This window comes from Streptomyces sp. NPDC097617, from assembly GCF_044761485.1.
In the GTDB taxonomy this organism is placed as follows: Bacteria; Actinomycetota; Actinomycetes; order Streptomycetales; family Streptomycetaceae; genus Streptomyces.
In genome coordinates, this window is record NZ_JBIWCL010000003.1 from 452917 (window position 1) to 466348 (window position 13432).

The following is a 13432-nucleotide window of genomic DNA, read 5'->3' on the forward strand; positions in this document are numbered from 1 at the left end:
GGGGGGGCGCCCCCCCCCCCCCCCCCCCCGCGGGCCCCCCCCCCCCCCGCGGGCGGGCCCCCCCCCCCCCCCCGGGGGGGGGGGGGGCGCGGCCCCCCCCCCCCCCCCCCCCCGCCCCGCGCCACAAACGCCAGCGAGGCTGATGTTGCCCGGGCAGGGGCTACCAGCCCTGCAGGGGTGGGGAGATGCCGCTCGGCGGTGCTGCCCAGGGGCGCGTCAGCGAGGCCCAGACCACGAACGCCACAGCGGCAGCGAAGAGCACCGCCCAGCCGAACCTCCGCAGCGCCCGCCGCCGGCGCAGGAGCCGGTCGCCCCGGGCCGCCGCCCCCGCCGCCAGCCCCGCCGGCACCACCGGATACGGGCCCTCCAGCAGGTGCCTGATCTGGGCTTCCTTCCGGTCCGGAATCCCGCTCACGCCGCCTCCCGGGATCGCAGCGCCGCCACGGCGCGGTTGCACAGCACCCGTACCCGCTCGACCGGCATGCCCAGCTGCGCCGCCGTGACCTCCTCCGCGACCCCTTCGTAGAGCCGCAGGACCAGTACGAGCCGCTCCGGCGGGTTCAGCCGCGCCAGCACACCGGTGCCCCCGTGGTGGCGCCAGCCGGTCCGGGCGAAGGCGGCGCACAGCTCCTGGCGGGTGTAGTCGTACGGGTCGTCCGCGCGCAGGCGCCGCCAGTTCGCGTACGTACGGGCCAGCGCGCCGGCCAGCAGTCGGCGGGCCGGTTCCGGTTCACCGGTGAGCAGCACCGCGACATGCAGGAGCCGCCCTGCCGCGCCCGCGACGAAGGCTTCGAACTCCGCGTAGGAGCCCGCCTGTTGATCAACCACCCGCATAGTCCACATAGTGCGGGCAGCGGGGCGGCCCAGGTCAAGAGGACGGACGGACTCCGCTCAGGAGGCGGGACCGGCTTCGGCCACGGCCGCCATGAGCTCCGACAGCGACAGGTTGAAGCGCGTGAGCAGTCCCGTGAAGGATTCGCGCTCGCCCTCGCTCCAGCCGTCGGTCACCCGGGCCATCAACTCGCGCCGCGAGGAGCGGACCTCCTCCAGCCGGGCCAGTCCACGCGGGGACAGCGCGAGCACCACGGCGCGGCCGTCCTCGGGGTGCGAGGCCCGCTTGACCAGACCGCTGTCGACCAGCGGCGCGACCTGCCGGGTCACGGTGGAGGAGTCGATTCCCATGCCGCCGGCGAGGGCCTTGACGCCCATCGGACCTTCCAGGTCGAGCCGGTTCAGCAGCAGGTAGGCGGCGCGGTCCATCGAGTTGCGGGCCTGGCCCACACCGCCCAGACGGGTCTGCTCGGCACGGCGGGCGAAGACCGCCACCTGGTGCTGGAGCGCGTCGAGGAGACCGGCTCCGGCGGGCGCTTCGGGCGCCGCGGGCAGATCGGAATTGGCCGGGATGGAGGGCATGGCCGTGGGCTCTCTTCGCGTGGGTCCGACAAGGTTGGGGGACAGAGTACGCGGCCGTGCGGCGGCCCGTACGCCTCGTACGAGAACTGATACCGCCGGTTCGAGGACCCGCCGCACGGCCGTCCCGGATGGCGAGATCTCGCCCCTCGCGCCGCTCGCCCGGGGCCCCGCGCCCTGTTCGCTGCGCCCCTCCCGCCGCCCCGAGCCGGGCCCCGGCGGGGCTGCGAGACTGGCGGCATGAACTACCGCGTGCCCCAGCCCGTCCCGCAGGTCATCCTCGACGACGTCCGGGGGGCTCAGAAAATGCTCTCCGGTGTCTCCCGGGTCACCGCGATGGAGGGCAGCCGGCACCTCTCCGCCCTCACCGGCTCCCCGGTCCACCTCAAGTGCGAGAACCTCCAGCGCACCGGCTCCTTCAAGCTCCGCGGCGCCTACGTACGCATCTCCGGCCTGCGCCCCGAGCAGCGGGCCGCCGGCGTCGTCGCCGCCAGCGCGGGCAACCACGCGCAGGGCGTGGCCCTGGCCTCCTCCCTCCTCGGGGTCCGCTCCACCGTGTTCATGCCAGTCGGGGCCCCGCTGCCGAAGGTGGCCGCGACCCAGGAGTACGGCGCCGAGGTGCGCATGCACGGGCAGGTCGTCGACGAGACCCTCGCGGCCGCCCAGGAGTACGCGGACCGCACCGGCGCGGTGTTCATCCACCCTTTCGACCACCGCGACATCATCGCCGGCCAGGGCACGGTCGGCCTGGAGATCCTGGAACAGTGCCCGGAGGTGCGGACCATCCTCGTCGGGATCGGCGGCGGCGGGCTCGCGGCCGGTGTCGCGGTCGCCGTGAAGGCGCTGCGACCGGACGTGCGGATCATCGGCGTGCAGGCGGCGGGCGCGGCCGCGTACCCGCCCTCGCTCAAGGCCGGGCACCCCGTCTCGATCGACGACCCGATCACGATGGCCGACGGCATCAAGGTCGGCCGCCCCGGCGACGTCCCCTTCAAAATCATTGGCGAGCTCGTCGACGACGTGCGTACGGTTTCCGAGGACGCCCTCTCCAGCGCCCTGCTGCTGTGCCTGGAGCGGGCCAAACTGGTGGTCGAACCGGCCGGGTGCAGCACGGTCGCGGCCCTGCTCAGCGAGCCCGAACTGTACGGTGGCGGCCCGGTGGTGGCCGTTCTGTCCGGCGGGAACATCGACCCGCTGCTGCTCCAGCGGATCCTGCGCCACGGCATGGCGGCGGCGGGCCGGTACCTGTCCCTGCGACTGCGCGTGGCCGATCGGCCGGGCGCCCTGGCCGGGCTCCTGGCGGTGTTGTCAGTGGTGGATGCGAATGTGTTGGACGTGAGCCATGTGCGGACGGATCCGCGGCTGGGGCTCACGGAGGTGGAGGTGGAGCTGCACCTGGAGACGAAGGGCCCCGAGCACTGCGCGGAAGTCGCGCGTTCCCTGCACGGCGCGGGATACAAGGTGATGAGCTAGGAGCCGGGAAACCCCCTGGCCGCGAACACCCCCCGTTCGGCCGAGCAGGACCTGCCCGCCGCCCATAGGATTTGCGTAGAAATGCCCTGAATATCCTGATTCTACTGGCCCGATTCACTGGGAGAATCCATATGCCAGGCGCTATCTACGCCGAAGGTCTGGTCAAGACCTTCGGCGATGTACGGGCTCTGGACGGCGTGGACCTCGATGTCCCCGAAGGCACCGTCCTGGGTCTGCTCGGCCCGAACGGCGCGGGCAAGACCACGACCGTGCGCGTCCTGACCACCCTCCTGCGGCCCGACAGCGGCAGGGCCGTCGTCGCAGGCATCGACGTACTCAAGCACCCCAACGAAGTCCGCCGCTCCATCGGCCTGTCCGGCCAGTTCGCTGCCGTCGACGAATATCTGACGGGCCGCGAGAACCTCCAGATGGTCGGCCAGCTCTACCAGATGAAGGCCAAGGCGGCCAAGGTCCGGGCCGAGGAACTCCTCGAACGCTTCAACCTCGGCGACGCCGCCGACCGCACGGCCAAGACCTACTCCGGCGGTATGCGCAGGCGCCTCGACCTCGCGGCCGCCCTGGTCGTCAGCCCGCCCGTGATGTTCATGGACGAGCCGACCACCGGACTCGACCCCCGCAACCGCCAACAGCTGTGGGGGATCATTCAGGAACTGGTCGCCGGCGGCACCACCCTGCTCCTCACCACCCAGTACCTGGAGGAGGCCGACCACCTCGCGCACGACATCTGCGTGGTCGACCACGGCAAGGTCATCGCCCGCGGCACCTCCGACCAGCTCAAGGCCCACACCGGCGGCGAGCGCGTGGAGGTCGTCGTCCACAACAGGGAGCACATCACCACCGCGCGCGAGGTGCTCGCCGGCTTCGGCAAGGGCGAGACCACGGTCGAGGACCACACGCGCAAGCTGACCGTGCCCGTGTCGGGGGGCGCCAAGCTGCTCGCCGAGGTCATCCGCGAACTGGACGGCCGGGGCATCGAGATCGACGACATCGGCCTGCGCCGCCCCACCCTCGACGACGTGTTCATCTCCCTGACCGGTCACGCGACCGAGGGGCAGGAGCAGGAGACCGCCGAAGGGGCGGCCGGCCCCGAGGCCAAGGGCCGCCGGACGGCCCGGAAGGAGGCGGCGAAGTGAGCGGCCTGAGCGACTCCCTGGTCATCGCCCGGCGGAACGTCATCCGCCTCACCCGGATCCCCGAAATGGTCATCTTCGGACTGATCCAGCCGATCATGTTCGTGGTGCTGTTCAGCTACGTCTTCGGCGGCTCGATGATCATCGGCGGCTCGACCAGCGCAAGCGCCTACCGCGAGTTCCTGATGGCGGGCATCTTCGCCCAGACCGTCACCTTCGCCACCGCGGGCGCCGGCGCGGGCATTGCCGACGACATGCACAAGGGCCTGATCGACCGCTTCCGCTCGCTCCCCATGGCCCGCGGCGCGGTCCTCACCGGCCGCACCCTGGCGGACCTGATGCAGACCGCGCTGACCATGGTGGTGCTCGCGATCGTCGCCCTCCTGGTCGGCTGGCGCACCCACACCAGCCTCGGCGAGGTCCTCGCGGGCTTCGCCCTGCTGCTCCTGCTCGGCTACGCCTTCTCCTGGATCGGCGCGCTGATCGGCCTGTCCGTACGCACTCCGGAGGCGGCCACCTCGGGCGGGCTGATCTGGCTGTTCCCCGTCACCTTCATCTCCAACGCCTTCGTCCCCACGGAGAACATGGCGAGCTGGCTCCAGCCCATCGCCGAGTGGAACCCCTTCAGCGCCACCGTCCAGGCCTGCCGCGAACTCTTCGGCAACCCGGGTGTGTCCCGGTCCGACGCCTGGCCGATGGTCCACCCCATCTGGGCCTCGCTGATCTGGTCGGTGCTGATCGTGCTGGTCTTCCGCACCCTCGCGGTCCGCAAGTACCGCGGCGCGGACAGCTGAGGGAGGACACGCACCGCACAAACGCGGATGCCCGGCCGGAGGAGTCCGGCCGGGCATCGGGCGTGCGGGTCGTGCGGGTCGGGCAGGTCGGGCAGGTCGGGCGGAAAAGTCGTGACCGAGGGTGATCAGCCGGTAAAGGGCTTGACGTCCAGGATCTTGACCGAGGCCTTCTTGCCGTTCGGCAGCTCGTACTCGGCGTCCTCGCCGATCGCCTTGCCCATGACACCGCTGCCCAGCGGGGACTGGGGGGAGTACGTCTCGAAGTCCGAGGACGCGTACTCGCGCGACGCGAGCAGGAACTCCATCGTGTCGTTCTCGTCGCCGTCGAAGGCGATCTTCACGAGGGTGCCGGGGGCCACCACGCCGTCGGACGCCGGCGCGGTGCCGACCTTGGCGTTCTCCAGGAGCTGCGTGAGCTGGCGGACCCGCAGCTCCTGCTTGCCCTGCTCCTCCTTCGCCGCGTGGTAACCGCCGTTCTCGCGCAGGTCACCCTCCTCGCGGGCAGCTGCGATCTTCGTGGCGATCTCCGTGCGGGCAGGACCAGAGAGGTAGTCCAGCTCCGCCTTCAGCTGGTCGTACGCCGCCTGGGTCAGCCAGGTGACGCTTTCGCTCGTCTGGGTCACGGGTGCTCCTCGTCGGTACAGGGGACTACTGGCCGCCAGCGGCGGACGAAACCACGAGCCTAACAATTCGGGAAGAAAAGGGGGAGGACCCCACAGGCTCATTGCCTCGTGGGGTGCGTCTTCAATCCTCTTCGCGCCTCAGCGGGCGGAAGCCGCCGGCCGGCAGCCGACCAGCTCGACCATCGTGGCCCGGGTGGTGGTCTTCAGGGTGACGACCTCGTCCACGCGGGACGCCGACCGGGCGAAGGTGAAGTCGGCGCGGCCGACCTCGCCGTGCCCCTCGTCCTGGGAGCTCAGGGAGCAGACCCCGGTGACCGAGGCCTCCTTGCGGACCTCCAGGTGCACCTTCACCTCGGTGTCCGAAATCACCTGGAACTTGATCACCTCGGCGCTCACGCTCTGTCCCGCGATGTAGTCCCAGCCGATCCAGCCGACCACGCTGAGCAGCCCGACACCCAGCACCGATCCGATGATCTTGAGCTTCCGGTCCGTACGCTCGTCCGCCGACCGGCCGTACCGGCCCTCGGGCAGTCCCTCGCGCACCGCGCTCATGATCGTTCCTCTCGCCGGGGACGGCTTGGTCACCCCTGGAATTTTCCGCCCCCCAGTTCGGTCACTATAGGAGCTGAGTGTCGCGCCGAATCGCAGAGGATCCTGTTTTGACCGAGCAGCTTCGACTGATGGCCGTCCACGCCCACCCCGACGACGAGTCGAGCAAGGGCGCGGCCACCATGGCCAAGTACGTGTCCGAGGGGGTCCCCGTGCTGGTCGTCACCTGCACCGGTGGCGAGCGCGGCTCGATCCTGAACCCCAAGCTCCAGGGCGACAAGTACATCGAGGAGAACATCCACGAGGTCCGCGCCAGGGAGATGGACGAGGCGCGAGACATCCTCGGCGTCGAGCAGGAATGGCTCGGATACGTCGACTCCGGCCTCCCGGAGGGCGACCCGCTGCCCCCGCTGCCCGAGGGCTGCTTCGCGCTCGCGGACGTCGACGAGGCCGCCGGTGAGCTGGTGAAGAAGATCCGCGCCTTCAAGCCGCAGGTCGTCACCACCTACGACGAGAACGGGGGCTACCCGCACCCCGACCACATCATGACCCACAAGATCTCCATGCTGGCCTTCGAGAGCGCGGCCGACACCGAGAAGTACCCGGAGAGCGAGTACGGCCCGGCCTACCAGCCGCAGAAGCTCTACTACAACCAGGGCTTCAACAAGCCGCGCACCATCGCCCTCCACGAGGCGCTGCTCGCGCGCGGCCTGGAGTCCCCCTACGGGGAGTGGCTGGAGCGGTGGAAGGAGTTCGAGCGCAAGGAGCGGACCCTGACCACCCACGTGCCCTGCGCCGACTTCTTCGAGATCCGTGACAAGGCGCTCATCGCGCACGCCACGCAGATCGACCCGGACGGCGGCTGGTTCCGCGTCCCGATGGACATCCAGAGGGAGGTCTGGCCCACCGAGGAGTACGAGCTCGCGAAGTCGTTCGTCGACACTTCCCTCCCCGAGTCCGACCTCTTCGCTGGCATCCGGGAGAATGCGTGGCTATGAGCGCTACGCAGGCAGCACTGACCCAGCTCCTTCCGCTGGCGGGTGACACCTTCGACAAGAACAAGGTGACGCCCGGCCTCCTCGGCTTCATCGTGTTCGCGGCCCTCGCCATCGGCGTGTGGGCCCTGATGAAGTCGATGAACCGGCACATGGGCCGGGTGAACTTCCAGGAGGCCCCGGAGCCGGCCGCCCCCGCCGCGGACGGCACGCGGGCCCCGTAGGGACGCGGCACGCGGGCTCCGCAGGGCCGGACGGCACGCGGGACCGGACGGGCGCGTACCGCCCCGGTGCGGCGGGGCCCTGCGCCCTACCCGCCCCGGTATGCCCGCACGGTCGCGTCCAGGGCTCTCCCGCAGGACCTTCGCGCGTGAGCGCGCCGCCCCGGCCGCGACAACCGGTCGGGGCGGCGGCTTCCGTGCGCGCCGGGGCCCGGTCCGTGAGGCACCCCGCGCCGCCCCGCGCCGCCCGTGACGTGGCCCGTGACGTGGCCCGGGACGGGCGCCGCCACGATCTCGCGCGGGCCGCCGCGTCAGGACCGCGGGACCCCCATCACCTCCCGCGCGTGCAGGTTCGGAACCAGCCCGAGCCGCCACGCCTGCCAGCCCTCCGCCGGATCCACCCCGCGGCCCAGGATCACCCCGTACGTCTCCAGGCAGTCCTCCAGCCGGCCGTCCCGCGCCGGATGCGGGGCCTCGACCAGCCGTCCCAGCTCCGCCCGCGCCTCCTCGGGCGCCGCCGGCACCGCGTACGGCAGCATCGTGCACCGCAGGAACCGCGCCCAGTCCTCCCCGCGCCGGTCCCCGTACGAGATGAACAGCCGCACGGCCTCCTCGCACAGCCCCAGCGCCTGCGACAGCCGCCCGTTGCCCGCGTCGATCACCGCCAGCTCCAGACACGTCCAGGCCTCGCCGTGCGCCAGCCCGATCCGCCGGAAGTCCGCCCGCGCGTCGACCAGCAGCTGCCGGGCGAAACCGGAGTTCCGCAGGTTCCCCGTCTGCGCCGCCCGCTGGTCCCGCGTCACCCGGCCCGAGTGGTGGCGGGCGTACGCCAGCCCGTACACGTCCCGCATCCGCGAGAACATCGTCCGGGCCCGCTCCAGCTCCCGTACCGCCTCGTCGCGCCCGCCGCCCTCCTCCAGTGCCTGCCCGAGGTAGTACTGCGTCCACGCCTCGCCGCGCGCGTCCTCCGCCTCCCGGTGCCGGGCCAGCGCCTCCCGCAGCCCGTCCGCCGCCGGGCCCGGATCCCCGTCCACCAGCCGGGCCCGGCCCAGCTGCGTCAGCGCCCAGGCCTCACCGCGGTCGTCACGGGTGCGCCCGTACAGGTCCAGCGCCAGCCGCAGCTGGGCCTCCGCCCGCTCCACGTCCCCGAACCGCAGGTGCACCTGGCCGAGCTGGAAATGCGCCCACGCCTCCCCGTGCACGCTCTCGTTCTCCCGGTGCAGCGCCAGCGAGGTCTCCAGCAGCCGCGCCGCCTCCGCCAGGTGCGCCCGGTCCCGTTCCACCGCCGCCAGCGCGTGCAGACCCCACGCCCGGTCGCCCGCCAGCTCCGGCGGCTCCTGAAGCACCAGCGCCTCCCGGATACGGATCGCCGCCTCCGGGAGATTGCCCTGGTGGTGCAAGGTGATGCCGAGCGAGATCAGGGCCATCGCCGCCCCCGCCTCCTGATCGGCCTCCATGTACTGGTCCACCACCGAGGTCAGCGTGGTGCGGGCCTTGTCCAGCTCGCCCAGCTGGCGCGCGGCGATACCCGTACGCCACTGCACCGAGCGCATCAGCCGGCCCTGCTGGCCCTTCGGCCCGTTCTGACCCGCCGCCACCGCCTGCGTCAGTTCATCGATCTCACCCAGCCGGTACAGGTCCCCGCGCAGCAGGCAGAAGTCGCACAGCGCCCCCAGCAGGTCGAGCACCGCCTGCTGGTCCACCCCCTCCGAATGCCGCAGCGCCGCCGTGATGAAGCTCGACTCGTCGTCCAGCCAGCGCAGCGCCGCGTCCAGTGAGGTGAAACCGTGCCCCCCGAACTGGTTCGCCCGCGTCGACATCTTCCCGTCGACCATCCGGATCACCGAGTCCGCGAGCTGCGCGTAGTTGCGGATCAGCCGCTCGTGCGCCGCCGCGGCCCGCGCCCGGTCCTCCTCGTCGGGGGCCCCGTTCCCGTCCGCACCCCGGTCCGCGTCCCCGTCCGCTGCCCCGACCCCGACCCCGACCCCGCCCGTGTCCGCCACCGGCCGAGCCGTCGATCGTGTCGCCGCGTACGAACGCACCGCGTCGTGCATCCGGAACCGCTGGCCGCGCACCCGCTCGATCAGCCCCGCCTCCCACAGCTCCTCCAGCGTGCGCAGCGCCGCCGCCTCCGGTACGTCGGCCAGCGCGGCCGCCGCCGCCCCGCCCAGCGACGCCCGCCCGGCCAGCGGCAACCGCCGCAGCAACTCCCGGGCGGGCGCGGCCAGCCGCGCGTCGGCCGCGCGCAGCGCCGCCTCCACCGGATGCGCCACCGCCGCGACGCCGCCCGCCAGGGCCCGGCCCTCACCCACCAGCGGAGCCAGCATCCGCAGCGCCAGCGGGAGACCGCCGCTCAGCTCCACCACCGCGGCCACGTCCTCCTCGGCCACCCCCGCCGCCGGCGCCGGGAGCAGCTCCGCCGCCTCCTGCGGCGCCAACCGCTCCACCGGCAGCTGGTACACCCACGCCGCCAGATCGGCCGGCAGCTCCAACGGCTCCCGCGCCGTCACCAGCACCAGGCTCTCGGAACGCTCCGGAACCAGCGTCCGCACCTGCGCCGCGTCCACCGCATCGTCCAGCAGCACCGTCACCGGCAACCCGCGCAGGTGCTGGTGGTACAGCTCCCCGAGGCGCCGCACCTGCTGCTCCGCCGACGCGCCCTCACGGAACAGCAACTGCTCGCGGGGCGCGCCCAGCCGGTTCATCAGGTGCAGCAGCGCCTCGCGCGTCGCCAGTGGCGCCTCCCCGGACGACTCCCCGGCCGAACCGCCCCGCAGGTCCACCACGCACGCACCCCGGAACTGGTCCCGCAGTCCGTGCGCCGCCCGCAGCGCAAGCGCCGTACGACCCACCCCCGGCTCCCCGTGCAGCACCACCACCACGGGCCGGGTCTCCGTACTCGCCCGCGCCGCCTGCACCCACTGCGCGATCCGCGTCAGCTCGGAGCGCCGCCCCGCGAAGACCTCGGCCGGAGCCGGCAACTGCCCGAAGGACTGCTCCAGCGCACTGCGCCGCCGCGCCTCCGCACTGCGGTCCGTACCGCGCAGCTGCTGAGCGGGCCGCGCCGCAGGGCGCGAGGCGGGCCGCGCCGCCCGCGCCGCCGCGGCCACCGCGCGCTGCTGCTCCAGGAACGGGCGTATCCCGCGCACCTCCAGAGCCGACAGCCACTGCAACCTCAACTGCTCCGGCCCGCCCGGCCGACCCAGCTCGCCGGCCCGCCGGTTCGCGGCCGGCAGGTGCAGCGCCGTCGCCTTCGCCACCGTCGCCACCGCTCCCGCGATGCCCACGACGGCCCCCACCGTCAGCGCCGTACCGGCCGCGACGCCCAAGGACAGGTCCGCGCCCACCGCCGTGGCCGCCGCCACCGCCGTCACCAGCGCCGCCGTCGAGGTATTGCCGCGGCGGAAGGCCTCACCGAGCGACTGGTCCCCGGCCGCGGCCTCGTCCAGAGCCCGTACGTACGTCTCGTACTCCGGCGCCGCACTCGCCGCGAGCGTGTCCAGCGCCTCCCGGCCCCGCGCGAGCAGCGTCGCCCGGTCGATGCCCGCACCCGCCGCCTCGTTCACGGCCCGCTCCAACAGCCGCTCGGCCTCACCGCGATGGCTGTCCCGCATCGGCATCCCCCTCAGAGAGCTCCGGCAACGTGCCCCAAGTGTCCTGCGGGACCCGGCCGAGCGCGAGGGAATCTGAGCTACTTCAGAGGGAACTGCTCACTTCCTCCTACAGTCGGGTCGAAAAGCATCAACTCATCTGTGGGGACAGTGACATGACGATACGCCGGTCACGCGCGACCGCGACCGCGACGCTGGCGGCGGCCCTGTGCGCGACAGCGCTGCTGCCGGCGCTGGCCGCATGCCAACCGCCGTCGGCGGAACGGGGGTTCGTACCCCGCTACGAGGAAGCGGCCGCGGCCGACCGTGACAGCGCCGCCTTCCTGAAGCGGCGGCAGCTCATGGAGCAGGCCACGGCCGACCTCAACGCACTCCTCGACGTCCCCCACCGGATCACGGTCGTCGCCCGCTCCTGCGCCGGTGAGGGCAGCGGCTACGACCCGGAAACCCGCCGGATCGAGCTCTGCTACGACGACCTGACGGAGGACCGGAAACTGTTCGAGGACGCCGACGGCGGCCCGGCGGACGAACCCCTCTCCGATGTCGTCCGCGAAACCCTCCACCACGAGGCGGGCCACGCCCTCGTCGACGCCCTCGACCTCCCCGTCCGCGACCGGGGCCGCGCCGAGGAGGACGCCGCCGACCGCTTCGCCCAGTTCATGCTCCTGCGGGGCCCCGAGGGCGACCGCACCCTGCTCACCGCCGCCCGCGCGTACGACCTCGCGGCGGCGGCCGACCCCACCCCGGACCCCGACGACGAGCACGCCCCGGACCCCGCCCGCGCGGAATCCCACCGCTGCGCGGTCTACGGCCACGCCCCCACCACCCACACACCCCTCGCCACCGCATCCCGCGCCGACTGCCCGACCACCTGGACCCGCACCCGCACCACCTGGACCACCGACCTGACCCCGCTCCTGCGCCGGTGATCGGGGGCCGTGCGGCAGGATGGTCCCATGCCGAACCGCCTCGCGAACGAGACCTCTCCCTACCTGCTCCAGCATGCCGACAACCCCGTCGACTGGTGGCCGTGGTCGCCCGAGGCCTTCGTGGAGGCACGTGAGCGCGGGGTGCCCGTGCACCTCAGCGTCGGCTATTCGAGCTGCGCAGAGGCAGACCTCTCGCCCCTCACGCAGATCGACACCCTGCGTGAGGCCTGGGAAGCGGCGGATATGGCGGACAAGCGGATGCTTCTGAAATGTGCGCTTGGGAAGAAGGGCATCACCATCAGGCCCGCCGCGCGACAGGGGGACCACACGCCGATCTTGGAACGACTTGAGTTCGGATGGCTGTCGAAGAAGGACACCACCACCGAGAAGTGAGTTCGAAGCGCAAGGCCAGGTCTCCGGGGCCGGCGGACGGGCCCCCGCCTCTCGACGTGGTGACGAAGTGACGGGATGACGGTTTGCTGCTGTTCTATGTATAGAACGAAAAATGCCATCTATAAGAGGTAACCCGGATTCAGGGTCACTTCATCACTTCGTCACCGCTCGCGGTTCCCGCCGTTCTCTCGCCGAGTGGAGGCGGCCTGGAAGTTCATATGCGTTCCTCGCGGCGATCCCGTCCCCAGCCCGAAACGCGCGCGCTAAGTGGGGCTCCGTTTTTTGGGTCGTCAGCCCTTCGGGTACTGGGTAAACCCTGCTTCGGGCACACGAGAAGGCGAAGCTAAGGGGTTCGCAAGCTCTCGAAAGGTAGTGTAAGTGTGTCCGGAAATACAGCCCAGGCGGGCTCAGTGCTGCCGCTCAGTCCAAGAATTCAAGCGCACTTGCGATGAGGGAACGCGATGCGGCGCCCCGGGTCGCCTGGTGCGACAGTCGCTCGAAGGCGCGGGAGTAAAGATCGACTTGGCTGGGCTGCGTGAGGGTGGAGGCGGCATCCAAGGAGTCGGCGTGAACCCTGGTGTCGTCGAAGATCGTGAAGGTTGGCATGGGCCACAGGGTCCGTTGCGCCGAGAAGCCGATGATTCCCACGGCGACGTTCGGAAGGTCCATAGCGCCGAGCAGGTGGCCAAGCTGTGCCGCCATGGTTTCGGTGCTGCACAGCCGGTACCGCAACACCGACTCCTCGATGACGAACGAGAACTGGTGGGCGCTGTTGCTGACCACCTGGTTGCGCCGCATCCGCGCCACCAAGGCATCGCTCACGTCGTCCGGGGTGCCCCGGAATTCCGCGATGGATGACAGCAGGGCGTTGGCGTACCCGGATGTCTGGAGAAAGCCAGGTATCACGTCCGACACGTAGACCCGGAAGGTGCGGGTCTGCCGGTACAGGTCCTCTGCGGACTCTTGCAGGCGGCGGAGGCCGCTCCGCTGGAGTGTTTTCCACTGGACGTGAGCGTCGGCGGACTGCCTGTTCGCAGCGATCAAGTCGGAGATTTGATCGTCACCGCCACACGCTCTGCACCACGCTCGGATGTCCGCGTCCGAGGGTGGCGTCTTGGCGTGCTCGATCCGGGAGGACTTCGACTCCGACCAACCGCACCGGACGGCCAACTCCCGCCCGGTGATCCCCGCGTCCTTGCGGATCTCGCGCAGACGACCCGCCAGATTCTCGCGGGCCGTCTGGACATTCGAAGAGGGTTGCAGGGACAAGGAGTTGGCCTTCG

Annotated in this window: 13 protein-coding genes and 1 pseudogene; 7 read left to right on the forward strand and 7 right to left on the reverse strand. The window is 71.7% G+C overall.

The window, feature by feature from the left end:
* Nucleotides 1-160 precede the first annotated feature (160 nt).
* The 3 genes from ACIQZO_RS08500 to ACIQZO_RS08510 are packed head-to-tail and all read right to left on the reverse strand — an operon-like array spanning nt 161 to nt 1413.
* Entirely contained in the window at nt 161-415 is a 255-nt protein-coding gene (locus tag ACIQZO_RS08500; RefSeq protein ID WP_403621993.1) for a hypothetical protein, read from the reverse strand.
* The gene (locus tag ACIQZO_RS08505) at nt 412-834 is read right to left on the reverse strand and encodes a sigma factor-like helix-turn-helix DNA-binding protein (protein WP_403621996.1); all 423 of its coding nucleotides are present in this window, start codon (nt 832-834) and stop codon (nt 412-414) included. The genes ACIQZO_RS08500 and ACIQZO_RS08505 overlap by 4 nt, the downstream gene beginning before the upstream one ends.
* Nucleotides 835-891: 57 nt before the next feature.
* Complete coding sequence (locus ACIQZO_RS08510; RefSeq protein WP_403621999.1) at nt 892-1413, reverse strand: MarR family winged helix-turn-helix transcriptional regulator; 522 nt, start codon at nt 1411-1413, stop codon at nt 892-894.
* Between the two features lie 237 nt (nt 1414-1650).
* Between ACIQZO_RS08510 and ilvA the strand changes: the two genes are divergently transcribed.
* From ilvA to ACIQZO_RS08525, 3 genes are all read left to right on the forward strand, one after another.
* Nucleotides 1651-2883 carry a threonine ammonia-lyase gene (gene ilvA / locus ACIQZO_RS08515; RefSeq protein WP_403622002.1) on the forward strand — a complete coding sequence of 411 codons (1233 nt, stop codon included), beginning with the start codon at nt 1651-1653 and terminating at the stop codon, nt 2881-2883.
* Between the two features lie 131 nt (nt 2884-3014).
* Entirely contained in the window at nt 3015-4037 is a 1023-nt protein-coding gene (locus ACIQZO_RS08520) for an ATP-binding cassette domain-containing protein (protein ID WP_403622005.1), read from the forward strand.
* Entirely contained in the window at nt 4034-4828 is a 795-nt protein-coding gene (locus ACIQZO_RS08525; RefSeq protein ID WP_403622008.1) for an ABC transporter permease, read from the forward strand. Before ACIQZO_RS08520 ends, ACIQZO_RS08525 begins: the two co-directional genes overlap by 4 nt.
* 125 nt (nt 4829-4953) lie before the next feature.
* Here ACIQZO_RS08525 and greA read toward each other — a convergent pair whose 3' ends face one another.
* Both greA and ACIQZO_RS08535 read right to left on the reverse strand, forming a co-directional pair.
* A complete protein-coding gene (greA, locus tag ACIQZO_RS08530; RefSeq protein WP_403622011.1) occupies nt 4954-5451 on the reverse strand; it encodes a transcription elongation factor GreA in 498 nt (165 codons plus the stop codon).
* Nucleotides 5452-5589: 138 nt separating this feature from the next.
* On the reverse strand, nt 5590-6003 hold the full coding sequence (locus ACIQZO_RS08535) for a DUF4307 domain-containing protein (RefSeq protein ID WP_403622014.1): 414 nt from the start codon (nt 6001-6003) through the stop codon (nt 5590-5592).
* Nucleotides 6004-6110: 107 nt separating this feature from the next.
* On the opposite strand from ACIQZO_RS08535, the gene mca reads away from it, so the two are divergent.
* Together mca and ACIQZO_RS08545 are read left to right on the forward strand one after the other, a co-directional pair.
* A complete protein-coding gene (gene mca / locus ACIQZO_RS08540; protein WP_403622017.1) occupies nt 6111-6998 on the forward strand; it encodes a mycothiol conjugate amidase Mca in 888 nt (295 codons plus the stop codon).
* On the forward strand, nt 6995-7219 hold the full coding sequence (locus tag ACIQZO_RS08545) for a hypothetical protein (protein ID WP_403622020.1): 225 nt from the start codon (nt 6995-6997) through the stop codon (nt 7217-7219). Before mca ends, ACIQZO_RS08545 begins: the two co-directional genes overlap by 4 nt.
* 308 nt (nt 7220-7527) lie before the next feature.
* Here ACIQZO_RS08545 and ACIQZO_RS08550 read toward each other — a convergent pair whose 3' ends face one another.
* On the reverse strand, nt 7528-10830 hold the full coding sequence (locus tag ACIQZO_RS08550; protein ID WP_403622023.1) for a tetratricopeptide repeat protein: 3303 nt from the start codon (nt 10828-10830) through the stop codon (nt 7528-7530).
* 152 nt (nt 10831-10982) lie between these two features.
* Here ACIQZO_RS08550 and ACIQZO_RS08555 point away from each other — a divergent pair, with 152 nt between their 5' ends.
* Both ACIQZO_RS08555 and ACIQZO_RS08560 read left to right on the forward strand, forming a co-directional pair.
* Nucleotides 10983-11756: a DUF4344 domain-containing metallopeptidase gene (locus tag ACIQZO_RS08555; RefSeq protein WP_403622026.1), complete on the forward strand. Its 774-nt coding sequence runs from the start codon at nt 10983-10985 to the stop codon at nt 11754-11756.
* 27 nt (nt 11757-11783) lie between these two features.
* Nucleotides 11784-11933: pseudogene (locus ACIQZO_RS08560) on the forward strand (DUF255 domain-containing protein); the annotation flags it as partial.
* Nucleotides 11934-12569: 636 nt separating this feature from the next.
* On the opposite strand, the gene ACIQZO_RS08565 reads toward ACIQZO_RS08560, so the two are convergent.
* Nucleotides 12570-13418 carry a helix-turn-helix domain-containing protein gene (locus ACIQZO_RS08565; protein ID WP_403622029.1) on the reverse strand — a complete coding sequence of 283 codons (849 nt, stop codon included), beginning with the start codon at nt 13416-13418 and terminating at the stop codon, nt 12570-12572.
* Nucleotides 13419-13432 lie beyond the last annotated feature (14 nt).

Bases quoted from the DNA above. Each gene is read 5' to 3' on its own strand.
- ACIQZO_RS08505 (WP_403621996.1), bottom strand. From the start codon at position 834: ATGCGGGTGGTTGATCAACAGGCGGGCTCCTACGCGGAGTTCGAAGCC.
- ACIQZO_RS08510 (WP_403621999.1), bottom strand. From the start codon at position 1,413: ATGCCCTCCATCCCGGCCAATTCCGATCTGCCCGCGGCGCCCGAAGCG.
- ilvA (WP_403622002.1), top strand. From the start codon at position 1,651: ATGAACTACCGCGTGCCCCAGCCCGTCCCGCAGGTCATCCTCGACGAC.
- ACIQZO_RS08520 (WP_403622005.1), top strand. From the start codon at position 3,015: ATGCCAGGCGCTATCTACGCCGAAGGTCTGGTCAAGACCTTCGGCGAT.
- ACIQZO_RS08535 (WP_403622014.1), bottom strand. From the start codon at position 6,003: ATGAGCGCGGTGCGCGAGGGACTGCCCGAGGGCCGGTACGGCCGGTCG.
- ACIQZO_RS08545 (WP_403622020.1), top strand. From the start codon at position 6,995: ATGAGCGCTACGCAGGCAGCACTGACCCAGCTCCTTCCGCTGGCGGGT.
- ACIQZO_RS08550 (WP_403622023.1), bottom strand. From the start codon at position 10,830: ATGCGGGACAGCCATCGCGGTGAGGCCGAGCGGCTGTTGGAGCGGGCC.
- ACIQZO_RS08555 (WP_403622026.1), top strand. From the start codon at position 10,983: ATGACGATACGCCGGTCACGCGCGACCGCGACCGCGACGCTGGCGGCG.